11 protein-coding genes and 4 pseudogenes are annotated in these 12827 nt (G+C 58.8%); 13 read left to right on the top strand and 2 right to left on the bottom strand.

Annotated elements, in window-relative coordinates; genetic code table 11:
• Window positions 1-81: 81 nt before the first annotated feature.
• On the bottom strand, window positions 82-1026 hold the full coding sequence (nodD1, locus tag AAFX91_RS31435; RefSeq protein ID WP_028168856.1) for a transcriptional regulator NodD1: 945 nt from the start codon (window positions 1024-1026) through the stop codon (window positions 82-84).
• Window positions 1027-1480: 454 nt separating this feature from the next.
• Here nodD1 and AAFX91_RS31430 point away from each other — a divergent pair, with 454 nt between their 5' ends.
• The 11 genes and pseudogenes from AAFX91_RS31430 (at window position 1481) to AAFX91_RS31380 (ending at window position 10776) form a co-directional block, all read left to right on the top strand.
• A complete protein-coding gene (locus AAFX91_RS31430) occupies window positions 1481-1906 on the top strand; it encodes a response regulator (protein WP_028168857.1) in 426 nt (141 codons plus the stop codon).
• Window positions 1903-2538, top strand: a complete 636-nt coding sequence (locus AAFX91_RS31425) for a NodA family N-acyltransferase (RefSeq protein WP_283813299.1) — start codon at window positions 1903-1905, stop codon at window positions 2536-2538. Before AAFX91_RS31430 ends, AAFX91_RS31425 begins: the two co-directional genes overlap by 4 nt.
• Window positions 2535-3209 (top strand): chitooligosaccharide deacetylase NodB, encoded by a 675-nt coding sequence (gene nodB, locus AAFX91_RS31420; protein WP_130582779.1) that lies wholly within the window; start codon window positions 2535-2537, stop codon window positions 3207-3209. Before AAFX91_RS31425 ends, nodB begins: the two co-directional genes overlap by 4 nt.
• Window positions 3206-4561: a chitooligosaccharide synthase NodC gene (nodC, locus tag AAFX91_RS31415; RefSeq protein WP_394569190.1), complete on the top strand. Its 1356-nt coding sequence runs from the start codon at window positions 3206-3208 to the stop codon at window positions 4559-4561. Before nodB ends, nodC begins: the two co-directional genes overlap by 4 nt.
• Window positions 4562-4588: 27 nt before the next feature.
• A complete protein-coding gene (gene nodS / locus AAFX91_RS31410; RefSeq protein WP_130228494.1) occupies window positions 4589-5248 on the top strand; it encodes a nodulation methyltransferase NodS in 660 nt (219 codons plus the stop codon).
• Window positions 5230-6960, top strand: a complete 1731-nt coding sequence (gene nodU, locus AAFX91_RS31405) for a nodulation protein NodU (RefSeq protein ID WP_130582777.1) — start codon at window positions 5230-5232, stop codon at window positions 6958-6960. The genes nodS and nodU overlap by 19 nt, the downstream gene beginning before the upstream one ends.
• Window positions 6948-7862, top strand: coding sequence for a nodulation factor ABC transporter ATP-binding protein NodI (nodI, locus tag AAFX91_RS31400; RefSeq protein WP_028168862.1), 915 nt, complete (start codon window positions 6948-6950; stop codon window positions 7860-7862). Before nodU ends, nodI begins: the two co-directional genes overlap by 13 nt.
• Before the next feature lie 3 nt (window positions 7863-7865).
• Window positions 7866-8654 carry an ABC transporter permease gene (locus tag AAFX91_RS31395; RefSeq protein WP_130228492.1) on the top strand — a complete coding sequence of 263 codons (789 nt, stop codon included), beginning with the start codon at window positions 7866-7868 and terminating at the stop codon, window positions 8652-8654.
• A 141-nt stretch (window positions 8655-8795) separates the two neighbouring features.
• Window positions 8796-8912, top strand: a pseudogene (locus AAFX91_RS31390) (aldo/keto reductase); the annotation flags it as partial.
• A gap of 28 nt (window positions 8913-8940) precedes the next feature.
• Complete coding sequence (locus tag AAFX91_RS31385) at window positions 8941-9744, top strand: aldo/keto reductase (RefSeq protein ID WP_349644914.1); 804 nt, start codon at window positions 8941-8943, stop codon at window positions 9742-9744.
• A 291-nt stretch (window positions 9745-10035) separates the two neighbouring features.
• On the top strand, window positions 10036-10776 hold the full coding sequence (locus AAFX91_RS31380) for a sulfotransferase (protein WP_028168864.1): 741 nt from the start codon (window positions 10036-10038) through the stop codon (window positions 10774-10776).
• A 162-nt stretch (window positions 10777-10938) separates the two neighbouring features.
• Here AAFX91_RS31380 and AAFX91_RS31375 read toward each other — a convergent pair.
• Window positions 10939-11265 (bottom strand): annotated as a pseudogene (locus AAFX91_RS31375) (IS5/IS1182 family transposase); the annotation flags it as partial.
• A gap of 1 nt (window position 11266) precedes the next feature.
• Here AAFX91_RS31375 and AAFX91_RS31370 point away from each other — a divergent pair.
• Together AAFX91_RS31370 and AAFX91_RS31365 are read left to right on the top strand one after the other, a co-directional pair.
• Window positions 11267-11812 (top strand): annotated as a pseudogene (locus AAFX91_RS31370) (carbamoyltransferase C-terminal domain-containing protein); the annotation flags it as partial.
• A 454-nt stretch (window positions 11813-12266) separates the two neighbouring features.
• Window positions 12267-12827: pseudogene (locus AAFX91_RS31365) on the top strand (transposase); the annotation flags it as partial.

Genomic DNA, 12827 nt, shown 5'->3' with positions numbered 1-12827 from the left:
CAAAACGAATCGTTCCATCCAAAGCTTGAATCACAGCCAAGCACGAATGAGAATCCTGAATCCCAACAGACCCTAGTGAACTTAGCAGCGCCTGCGGTTTCGGGTGGTCTCACGCGGAGAAGCCATGCAGGAGGCCTCCTGCAACAATATCCGCCGCATCCAAATACTTGCCGGATCAGTATTATGAAGGGCCGGCCATTGGATGGCCTCGGTGAATGCGGGAAGCGGGAGCGGTGCTTCGACGATCCGGAGGGGGATCGTCTTTGCGAAATGCTGGGGCAGCCTTGAGGGCATCGTCGCTATACGCTCAGTCCCCGATAGCATCGGCGGGATCATGGTAAATCCTTGCACAACGACCTCAATGCGTCTCTTAAGACCGTGCTCAAGCAAGAACCATTCCTCAATATTCGGCCTCAGGGCCCGCCCGAACTTGGCCGCAACATGTCCCATTGACATGTATTGCTCGAATGTAAGCTGCCGTGGCAGCTGCTTGTTCGTCTGGCAGCCTACGCACACGAGCGTCTCCTCGAACAGTGTCGCTTTAGGATGCGCGCTCGACATGAATAATTCCGGTAAGACAAGAAAGTCGACTTCGCCGCGCTGCAGAAGCTCATCAGGCTCATCGACAAATGGCAGAAATTCGAAGCGGACGGCGGGAGCTTCCCGCGCGACACGGTCGACGATCTGTCTAAAGAAAACGATTGTCATGAAATCGGAAAGGAGAATCCGGAAGCGGCGATCCGACTTAGCTGGGTTGAACGTGTCGCGGGAAATTATGGAGAGCTGAATGTGCACCAGCGCCTCGCGTATCGGCCCGGCGAGCCGTTCCGCTCGTGCTGTGGGGACAAGTTCCCGGCCCCTCATCGTAAATAGCTCATCGCGGAAATAGGCGCGCAAGCGGGCCACGGCCGCACTCATAGCCGGCTGGCTCAGATTGATGCTGCGTGCCGCCGCGGTGAGATTACGCTCTCTCATCAGAGCATCGAGCGCGACGAGAAGATTTAGATCAAGGCCTTTGAAGCGCATGGCGTGGAGTTATCCATCGTGTGGATGTGTTCAATAAAAATAATCGATTTTACCAATTTTGCGCAATGGCGGATACCAAAGCCGGTCGGTCAGCACAATAGGAATGGTTGCCAGTCTTTCTCCTGGCTCCGCGAAAAGTCTCAGCTGCACCCCGAGCCCCGACCGAAGCGCATGTCCATTGCGGCCACAGTTTTCAACGGGTTGTATGAGCTGCAGCGCAGTGGCTAGACGCGACAGGCGTGGCGCAGATCGCTTATGCGCTCACGACCGGTAAACGTTCGTATAGCTTTTCCAACCGTTTCTATATCGGCCGCTTACCTCCGTAGAATTGAGCCAGCGATCAACTTCGCCTTAACATCCCAACAAGTCGGGAGCTGCCGATTGCCGGCACCCAATGCCTTTGCGACCCAGGCCCAATTTATCACGTATCCATAGCAGTCAAATCGTGCAGAAAATGCAGGCGAAGTCCCCGGTAGATTTGGTGCAAATGGCACATGCGCTCGACGTTGTCTCCATCGTGGATCGCGATGCATCGGTCAATCAAGCGCTGACAGACGTGCTCTTGTCGACAAGCGACAACCCCGAACCTTTCCAGTGCGCAGATGAGTTGAAATCCAACCGTCCTCTCAGCACGTCCTGTTTGATCGCGGATGTGCAGTTGCCCGGAGTGGCCGGGCTTGAGCTATGCCAGCACTCGGCCGCATCCGGAAAGGCCGATCTCACCATTCTGCTCACGAGCCGTCCCGGCGACAACCACTGGCTGCGGGCGCTGCGAGCCAGCGTTTCCCATTCCCTGGTGAAGCCGTTCATCGGTAGCGAACTGCTCGCGTGCGTCAAGTCCACCCTCGAATGCCGGTCGGCGCAAAGGAGGCACCCATGAATATTGCCGTATCCAGCTCTACGGGGGGTCTCTCAATGCGCTCTCAGGTGCGGTGGAAGCTGTGCTGGGAAAACGAGTTGCAACTCGCCGACCATGTCGAACTCGCCGAGTTCTTTCGAAAGACGTATGGGCCGACTGGGGCGTTTAATGGAAAGCCATTCGAAGGCAGTCGAAGTTGGGCCGGCGCGAGGCCTGAGCTCCGTGTAATCGGCTACGACTCGCGCGGTGTAGCGGCTCATATGGGCTTACTCCGCCGTTTCATCAAGGTTGGCGCGGTCGATGTACTAGTGGCCGACCTAGGTTTGTACGCGGTACGTCGAGATTTTGAGGGACTCGGAGTCACCTATCACGGTGCAGTGCACGTCCTGCGTCCAACCCTGCAAGAGCTTGGTGTTCCCTTCGGCTTCGGCGCGGTTCGGCCTGCGCTGCAGAAGCATGTTGAAAGGGTCGCCCGGCACGGTTGGGCAACCGTTTTGTCGGGGGTTCGCGTGCGGTCGACCCTTCCAGATGTACGTCTCGACAAGCCGCCCACACGCACCGAGGACGTACTCATCGTGATTTTACCAATTGGACGGTCGATGAGCGAGTGGCCGACCGGCACGATGATTGATCGGAACGGGCCAGAGCTGTGACACACCTCGACTGCTCTTGCGAAGCGCGCGGCGAATACGCTGACCGCACCGAAAGTCGCGGCGTCTATCTGACGTTTGACGACGGTCCTAATCCACTTTGCACGCCGAATGTCCTCGATGTGCTGGCGGAACACCGAGTGCCAGCGACTTTCTTCGTCATCGGCGCGTACGCGGCGGACCAGCCGAAACTAATCCGACGAATGGTCGCAGAAGGGCACGAGGTCGCAAACCACACAATGACTCATCCGGACTTGTCCAGATGCGAACTCGCCGAAGTGCAACAAGAAATACTAACGGCGAGCAGAGTCATCAGGATGGCATGCCCCCAGGCCTCGCCGCGGCACATGCGTGCACCCTATGGTATGTGGACCGAAGAGGTGCTCGCTACGTCAGCGAGGGCTGGGCTGGCTGCCCTGCACTGGTCGGTAGATCCGCGAGACTGGTCTCGTCCCGGCGTTGACGCGATTGTCAACGCGGTGATGGCCTCTATCCGGCCGGGAGCAATTGTGCTCTTGCACGACGGATGTCCACCCAGCGAGTTGGGACGGGGCACTCATGCTGGTCTGCGCGATCAGACCGTCTTGGCGCTTTCCAACCTGATTCCAGCATTGCATGTCCGCGGATTTTCAATCCGCTCGCTTCCTCAACCTCACCAAACCGGCACCCTATGAACCTGCTTACCACAACCAGCACTGTCGCTATCTCGGTCTATGCGCTTCTCTCGACTGTCCATAGAAGCGTGCAGGTGCTTTATGCTCTGCCGACAAACGTTTCATCGCCGTCGGGCGACGTGGTCAACTCCGACGCTCTACCAAGCGTGGATGTCATCGTCCCCTGCTTCAACGAGGACCCGCGTACGCTCTCGGCGTGTCTGAAGTCCATTGCAAGCCAAGACTACGCCGGAAAACTGCGGGTCTATGTGGTTGATGACGGTTCTGGAAATCTCGACGCTGTGGCACCCGTTCACGACGCCTACTCTGACGACCCGAGGTTCGGCTTCATTCTGCTGCGAAAGAATGTCGGAAAGCGGAAGGCGCAGATCGCTGCGATACGCCGCTCATCTGGAGATCTCGTGCTCAACGTCGACTCGGACACGATAATAGCAGCCGATGTGGTCACGAAGCTTGCACGGAAGATGCAGGATCCAGCGATCGGGGCGGCCATGGGGCAGTTGACGGCGAGCAACCGAAGCGACACTTGGCTGACCCGGTTGATTGATATGGAGTACTGGTTGGCTTGCAACGAAGAGCGCGCGGCACAAGCTCGCTTCGGCGCCGTTATGTGCTGCTGCGGCCCATGTGCGATGTACCGTCGTTCCGCGCTCCTGTTGCTACTAGATCAGTACGAGACGCAATTCTTTCGGGGAAAGCCAAGCGACTTCGGTGAGGATCGCCATCTCACGATCCTCATGTTGAAAGCAGGGTTTCAAACGGAGTACGCTCCCGACGCCGTCGCGGCAACAGTTGTTCCGGACAGGCTAGGGCCGTATCTGCGCCAACAACTCCGTTGGGCACGGAGCACTTTCCGGGATACGTTCCTTGCGCTGCGCCTGTTGCCTGAACTTGATCGCTATCTCACGCTAGATGTAGTCGGACAGAATCTCGGCCCGCTACTTCTCGCCCTGTCATCGCTAACGGCGCTCGCGCAGCTCGCACTCACAGCCGCAGTGCCGTGGTGGGCAGGACTGATTATCGCATCAATGACCGTGGTTCGCTGCAGCGTCGCAGCGTTTCGTGCTCGCGAACTTCGATTTCTCGGCTTTTCTCTGCACACACTCATCAACATCTTTCTCTTACTCCCCGTGAAAGCCTATGCATTGTGTACATTGAGCAACAGCGATTGGCTGTCGCGCCAGGCTGCCAAGCTACCAAACGGGGGGGGAAAGCAGGTCGTCATCCGAAATCCGGTCGGTGGACCAAATGCTACAGAAGGTCCGGGAATTGGTGGGGCAATCCGAAGGAGGGATCTTTCGCGTGCTTCTTCGAGGTTGGTAACGTCTGACAGCGCTTGCAGCGGCGAGTGATCGTGCAGTTACATAGGTGAATAGCTCGTGAGCCTGGATAAGAAATACCAACTGTTAGAGCGGGAACTGGCTGCCGACGATCCGTGGCGCCTCGACGGAAATCCGTTTGAGCGGGAGCGTCACACGCAAATGCCGCGGCTTTCGCTTTCCAGAGGGTCTATCACAAATGCCCTCGAAGTGGGGTGCGCAGCCGGCGCATTCACGGAAAAGCTGGCGCCGCACTGCAAACGGCTCAGAGCGCTCGATGTCGTGCCGCGAGCGATTGGTCGAGCGTGCCAACGGACGAAGAGATGGTCGCACATCACGTGGATAGTCTGCGACGTTCAGCAGTTCTCGACCGGAGAGCTGTTCGATTTGATCGTCGTGGCGGAAGTTCTCGATCACCTGGCTGACACGGCCGAGATACGCGCGGCCATTTGCAAACTAGTGCGGATGCTTGCGCCGGAAGGGCCGCTGGTTTTCGGATCCGCGCGCGATGCCACGTGTCGGCGCTGGGGTCACCCTGCTGGTGCCGAGACGGTCATCAGCATGTTGAACGAAACGCTGATCGAGGTCGAGCGGCTGCAGTGCCATGGCGAGTCGGTCAACGAAGACTGCTTGCTCGCCTGCTTCCGGAATCCGATTCGATCTCGAGTCAATCGAATCGCCGACGTTGACATGGAGGCACAATGCGCATCTGCGGTATAAAGCTGACGCATGACGGGGCGATCGCTCTTGTCGAGGACGGACGGCTCGTCTTTTGCGTCGAGCAGGAGAAGCGGGGCAACAATCTGCGATATCAAGCCATCGACAATCTCGACGCAGTTGTCGCCGCTTTAGCGGAGCACGGTCTGGATCCGCGGGATGTCGATCGGTTTGTCATCGATGGTTGGGACGGGGAAGTCGAATCCCAATTCGAGGCCCTCAGTGGGACGGCAGCGATCACTCTTAAAGGGGCGCCGTATGTTGAACGCCATGCCGAGGGCCTTCTCACTTCGCACGACGGCTTTGGGCTCATGCTCGAGGGCAGGCTCTTCCCTTATAGAAGCTATCCGCATGTCGCAGGCCATGTGGCCTCCGCATACTGCACCAGCCCCTTTGCCAAAGCCGGACAACCAGCCTTCTGCTTGGTATGGGACGGCTGCATCTTTCCACGTCTCTACTATGTAGATCGTCGGGGCGCCCGGTTCCTCGAATGCCTGTTCCCGATGATAGGCCATGCATATGGTGCCGCTGGCTCTCACTTCGGACCTTATAGGCAGGCGAACCGGACCAGCTGGGACCTAGGTGTTGCCGGCAAGCTGATGGCTTACACCGCGCTCGGGTGTGCTGATGAAGCCATGATGGCGGTATTTCAGGAGCTCTACGAGGAGCGCTTTGCGGCCGACACGGAGCAGGCTCGCCGTTACCGAGCGGGCATAAACAGCGCGGAGTCGTCACTTGCGGCTATGCACGATTTCTTCGAGCGGAGCGCGCTGCGATTGAAGGCTAAGGCACCCGAAGATGTACTTGCATCTTTTCATTGTTTTCTCGAGCGTCTCCTTGTTCAGGAAGTGACAGTCGCTTTGCAGCGGCATTCGGGTTTTCCGGGATCGCGCAACTTGTGTATAGCCGGTGGCTGCGGTCTCAACATAAAATGGAACAGTGCACTACGTGCTAATGGCCTGTGCGATGCTGTCTGGGTGCCGCCCTTTCCGAATGACAGCGGCTCGGCAATCGGCGCGGCTTGTGCCGCAATGGCGGCGGACATAGGCTTCGTGCCGCTGGAATGGTCGGTCTACAGTGGCCCAGCCCTGGCACGCACCGATGTGCCGTCTGAGTGGGAGGCTGCGCCGTGCAGTATGCATGAACTTGCTGCCATCCTGGCGAGCAATAAGCCCGTGATTTTCCTCGCCGGCCGCGCTGAGCTCGGACCACGAGCGTTGGGCGGCAGAAGCATTCTCGCAGCCGCGACATCGGCGGGAATGAAGGATCATCTTAACGACATCAAACGTCGCGAACACTTCCGGCCAGTGGCGCCGATATGCCTGGAAGATCGCGCGCCGGAAATTTTCAGCCCTGGAACGCCGGATCCTTACATGCTGTTCGATCACCAGACGCGAGCGGAATGGCGGGACAAAATCCCCGCCGTTGTACATCTCGACGGGTCTGCCCGGTTGCAGACCGTTCCTAGAAACTCTGAGCACAAAGTCGCTGAGCTTCTCGTCGAATATGAAAAACTCACGGGCATTCCGCTGCTTTGCAATACGAGTGCCAACCACCATGGGCGTGGGTTTTTTCCGGATGCCGCCGCAGCCTGCCAGTGGGGACGCGTTGAACACGTATGGTGCGACGGCCTGCTGTTGACCAAGCCGCTTGCAGCTGAGCTATCGCCGGGCGACGGCATCCCTCACGCCAAGATGAGCGCATGTCCGCGATAGCGATCGGCCTTACCGGCGTAACAAAGTCATATGGCGACAAGGTCGTTGTCGACCGGCTGTCGTTCACCGTTGCGTCGGGAGAGTGCTTCGGCTTGCTGGGACCGAATGGCGTAGGCAAGAGCACGATTGCGCGCATGGTTCTCGGCATGGCGTCAGCTGACGCGGGCAACATCACCGTGCTCGGGGAACCAGTGCCGGGACGCGCTCGCTTGGCTCGCATGCGCATAGGCGTGGTCCCGCAATTCGACAATCTTGATCTCGAGTTCACGGTCCGGGAGAACCTGCTGGTGTTCGGGCGCTATTTCGGCATGAGCGCGCACCAAATCGAAGCGGTCACGCCGTCACTGCTCGAGTTCGCTCGCCTCGAGAACAAGACGAATGCGCGCGTCGCCGAACTCTCTGGCGGCATGAAGCGGCGCCTGACGATAGCGCGTGCGCTCATCAATGACCCTCAGCTCCTCGTCATGGACGAGCCGACAACCGGCCTCGATCCGCACGCGCGCCACCTGATCTGGGAACGGTTGCGCTCGCTGTTGGCGCGCGGCAAGACGATTCTTCTGACCACCCACTTCATGGAAGAAGCCGAACGGTTGTGCGACCGGCTGTGCGTACTCGAGCAAGGGCGCAAGATCGCTGAAGGCCGGCCTCACACCCTAATCGACGAGCAGATCGGCTGCCAAGTGATCGAGATCTACGGTGGCAATCCGCATGAGTTGGGTGCGCTGATCAGGCCGTACGCGCAGCGTATCGACGTGAGCGGTGAGACGCTCTTTTGCTATGCGCCAGATCCGGAGCGGGTGCGCGGGCAGCTGCGCGGGCACACGGGTCTACGCTTTCTGCAGCGTCCACCGAATCTTGAGGATGTCTTTTTGCGGCTGACTGGGCGGGAGATGAAGGACTGAACCATGTGGGGACGTTATGCGGCGGCTCTGCCCGCCAATGCGTGGAACTGGATCGCGGTATGGCGACGCAACTATCTGGCGTGGCGGAAAGTCGCGCTGGCATCGGTTCTCGGGAACGCCGCCGAGCCTATGAGCTCTCTATTCGGCCTCGGCTTGGGCCTCGGAGCAATGCTAGGTCGCGTTGACGGCACCTCATATATCGCGTTTCTGGCGGCTGGCATGGTCGCGACAAGCGCGATGATTTCCGCCACCTTCGAAACCATTCATGCGGCTTTCGCTCGCATGCATCATCAGCGCACCTGGGAAGCAGTCCTGTGCACGCAGCTCACGCTCGGCGACATCCTTCTCGGTGAAGTGGCGTGGGCAGCCAGCAAGGCCTTTCTGGCCGGGGCGGCAATTACGATTGTTGCCGCCATCCTGGGCTACGCAGCGTGGCCATCCATCCTCTATGCGCTGCCAGCTATCGCCCTCACCGGTCTCACCTTCGCGAGCCTGGCGATGGTCGTCGCAGCGCTTTCACCAAGTTACGACTATTTCGTGTTTTACCAGACGCTCGTCCTCACACCCATGCTGTTCCTGTCCGGCGCGGTCTTCCCGGTCACCCAACTGCCCGACGCCTTTCAGCAGGTGGGGCGCTTCTTGCCGCTGGCACATTCGATCGATCTCATTCGTCCGGCGATGCTTGGCCGCCCGGCCGGCAGCGTCGGCCTGCATATCGGTGTAATTTGCATGTACGCAGTATTGCCGTTCTTCCTGTCGGCGGCACTTTTTCGTCGACGCCTGATGCGTTGACGCTACTCACGACCACTACGAGAAGGAGATATGCGATGCAGTATCGTGAACTGGGCCGCAGCGGCCCGAAGGTGAGCGCGCTCGGCTTGGGCACTATGAGTTTGGGGGGAGCAGAACGAGGAAGCCGAGGCGCACGCGCAACTGGACGCAGCCCTAGATGCCGGCATAAACTTGGTCGACACTGCCGAAATGTACCCTGTGCCACCCCGTGCGGAGACACATGGATTTGCGGAGCGCTATATCGGCAGTTGGCTACGCAAGACCCGGCGCAGGCGAGACGTCGTGCTTGCGACCAAAGCCGTCGGCCCTGTTCGAGCAGGCAAGGCAAACTTTGCCCTATGTGCGCGACGGCCGCGTCAGCTACACACGCGCCAATCTGTTCGAGGCCGTGGACACCAGCCTGCAAAGGCTCCACACGGACTATATCGACCTTTACCAACTGCACTGGCCCGACCGCAGCACCAACGTCTTTCAGTTAGTCGACTACCAGTACGAACTCGACGAGGACACGGTCCCGATCCTGGAGACGCTGGAGGCGTTGGACGCACTCGTCAGAAGCGGTCGCGTTCGTCACATCGGGCTCTGCAACGAAACACCTTGGGGCCTTGCGCGCTTCCTGCATCACGCAGAAGTACATGGTTTAGCCCGCGTGATAAGCATTCAGAATCCGTACAATCTGCTTAACCTCGACTTCGAGAACGGCCTCGCCGAGATGGCTCAGCGCGAACGGGTAGGGCTTCTAGCGTATTCGCCGCTCGCGATGGGCACACTGACCGGTAAGTACCTGGGTGGGCAGCGACCAGGCGGTTCGCGGCTGAACTTATTAGGGAGATTCTTCCGCTACAGCAATGAGAGGGCCCAGCATGCGGCCCTCGCATATACAACGCTGTTTCGGGAACATAACATTGATCCAGCGCACGGCGCGTTGTCATTCTTCAGCAGCCGGCCATTCGTTGCAAGCACCCTCGTAGGCGCGACCTCCGAGCTGCAGCTAAAGCACAACATCGCCAGTGTGGAAGTCAGCCTGTCACGCGAGGTCCTCGATGGAATTCAGTCAATCTATCAGCGTTATGGAACGCCGTCCCCATGATTCGGGTATTGGCCTCCTGGTACAAATCACGTCGCCGATCGGGTCCCGTGAGCCGTATTGTGAGGACCAGGACAAAGAGCCGAGCGGGTTGAAACCGGACACTCACGCCGGCCTGCGCGACCAGACGGGTCATGGTGCTGTCCCGCTTGATTGCAGCGTTGCATGAGCGCGGATTTAATCCCCGCCGCTTCTCAACATCATTGAAAGAGTCGGCGGAGAGATGACAGCGTGGATTCTTGTGCGGGGCGCCACCCCAAGCCTCGCGATCAATATTAGTTGGAGCCACATGCAATGACCTACCCCGCACTGTCACCTGAGCCCTTTGTAATTCTTGGGATGCCAAGGACTGGCACGCACTATCTGGAAGCATTGCTAAACGAGCATCCGAACGTGTTCAGTAACGGTGAGTTGCTCAATCCATATGATACGAAGTGGCCCGATAAGGATCGCCTGCTACATAGCGATCGCGAGCTCCTAGAACTTGCCTACCTGCGCTATCCCCCGCGGAGCGACAAGGTGACGCACGTTGGCTGCAAGATCAACGAACCTCAGTTTCACGATCGTCCGGGCTTTTTTGCCGAGCTGGCCGGTTGGCCAGGCCTGAAGGTCATCCTCGTGGTTCGCAGAAACACATTGGAATCGCTACGATCGCTGGTGCAGGCAAGGCAAACCCGCCAATGGCTGAAATTCAGCTCTGACAACGCGGCTCCGCCGCCGTGCGTCAGATTGTCAATCGCCGACTGCGAGGCCTACTTCAAGACTGCCGACAATTTCCACGCTCGGGTCGCGCACTCCTTCGCGCCGACCAACATGCTTGTGATTGAGTACGAGAGTCTTCTTCGCGAACCCGCCGCTTGCTTGGCAACGATTTGGGAGTTCTTCGGGGTTCCAGCGCTTCAGCTTTCTGGTCGCGCCATTCTTCAGCGCCAGGAAACGCGACCGCTGGACCAGACGGTACAGAATTTTCATGAGTTGCGGCTTCACTTCGCAGACGGACCTTACGCTAGATTGTTTGAGGTCGGTAACTTCTGACTGACCTTCGCGGCGGCGAGCGACAGTGCACCTCACTCAGGTGGAACCTCACTCAGGTGGAACGGTCCTGAGTCAGGCCAGTAGAGTGTCCCTATCACGACGAATGGAGCGCGACATGCTGTGTCTAGGAGTAAGTGGCGGGCTAGACAAAATTTATGAATGCGTGACCCTGCCGGCCACCGCCAGCCCGTGCCGGTTCTCCATGGTGGCGTGGCCCATATAGCAAAGCTTGGCCGCCTTGCGATAAAGCCTGCTGTCCGGATCGCTGGTACTCGCATGGGTGTCGTTCTTGCGCTTCTGGCCGTGGAAGTTGGCGCCATCATCATCGTTGCCGCTGCCGTCCTTGGGGCGAAAACTCTTCTGCGAAGCCCAAACTTCGATCAGCGTCCCGTCCACCGAAAAATGCTCGTCCGACAATAGCGATTTGACCTGAGAATGGTTCAGAAGCTTGGTCATGAACTTCGTGAACACATCGCCGTTCTGCAGCCGCGCCTACTGGGAGCTTATTAATGCGTTCAAGAGGCGGACGGGCATCCCAGTTCTGCTCAACACGTCCTTTAGCAACGATGCCGAGCCGATCGTGGATTCGGTTGCAGACGCGATTGCCGCGTTTCTGACGACAGAGCTGGATGGACTTGTAGTCGGGCCGTTCCTCGTCAAAAAGCGGGCTGCAATGCTGAAGGATTGGACTGGGCTCGCGGTTTCATTTCCGCCTTATGCACGCCTCTATCGAGTCCGCGCTTACACCGCGCTAGATCGCCAAGAGACCGTGTGCGAGATCCGTACGGGGCCCTCCAGCCGTGACGGTGTGCGTATTTCACATGATGTGTTCGATCTACTGATGCGGATCGAGGGCGAAGCCGTGCTCGGGGATCTCCTTGATACAACTACGTTCGATCAGGCTAGGCGTGAAGCTCTCGTGAAGGAACTGCGGGGATTATGGGAGCAGCGCCGCCTTAAGCTGCATCCTTCACATGCTGCTCTCGCGCATCAAGGTTGCGATCAATGCTGGAGAAAGCATAACAGGCACTCATGAATATGGCCGTGTGCATGTCCCCAAATACAGGGGCAGCTGGGCCCCAGAGGCGGGCTTATCCGGTAGCTGGGTCATGGTTGTAGTCTTGGGCGCTGCGCCACAGCAGCAGCTCTGGACGACGAGCGACCGAGCACGAGAAGTTCCATTCGACATGGTTGGTTCAATTATACGGAGATAAGCGGGTGATATAAAAGGGGTTGGAACAGCTATACGGAGGTTTATCGGTAGTAAGCGCCTACGCGACGTGCGAACCGCTTGTCGCGTCGAGCCGGCGCGACGCAGCTTGCGTAGCCCGCCGAAGAACGTGGCCGCAATGGACATGCGCCTCGGTTGATGCTCGGCGTGCACCTGAGAATTCTTCTCAAAGCCAGGCAAAGATCGATAGCCATCCTGACCTGCCACTGAGTATTTCCTCCAGAAGGAGTTAGAGTCCGGCCCGAAGAAGGACGGACAGATGAAGCGAGCAAGGTTCACGGAAGAGCAGATTATCGCGATATTGAAGGAGCATGAGGCTGGGGCGAAGACGGCTGACCTGGCTCGCAAGCATGGGATCTCCGAAGCGACGATCTATAATTGGAAGGCCAAATTCGGCGGCATGGAGGTTTCCGAGGCGAAGCGGCTGAGGGCCCTGGAGGAGGAGAACGCGAAGCTGAAGAAGCTTCTGGCCGAGCAGATGCTCGATACGGCGGCGCTTCGCGAGCTGCTTTCAAAAAAATGGTAGGGCCCGCCGCCAAGCGCGCTGCGGTCGCGCATCTGCAGGCCGTCATGAGCCTGTCGGAACGGCGGGCCTGCTCGATCGTGGGCGCGGATCGGAAGATGATCCGTTATCGCTCCAGCCGCCCTGCGGACGCGGCTCTGCGCGGCCGGTTGCGCGATCTCGCCAACGAGCGGCGGCGTTTCGGCTACCGCCGGCTGTTCGTCCTGCTGCGGCGGGAGGGCGAGCCATCGGGGATCAACCGGATCTACCGGCTTTATCGCGAGGAAGGGCTCACCGTCCGCAAGCGGCGGGCTCGCC

Origin of the sequence: Bradyrhizobium sp. 31Argb (genome assembly GCF_043638955.1) — a bacterium.
Taxonomy (GTDB): domain Bacteria; phylum Pseudomonadota; class Alphaproteobacteria; order Rhizobiales; family Xanthobacteraceae; genus Bradyrhizobium.
Note: the sequence above shows the minus strand (reverse complement) of the source record. Positions and strands in the feature narration are given on the sequence as shown.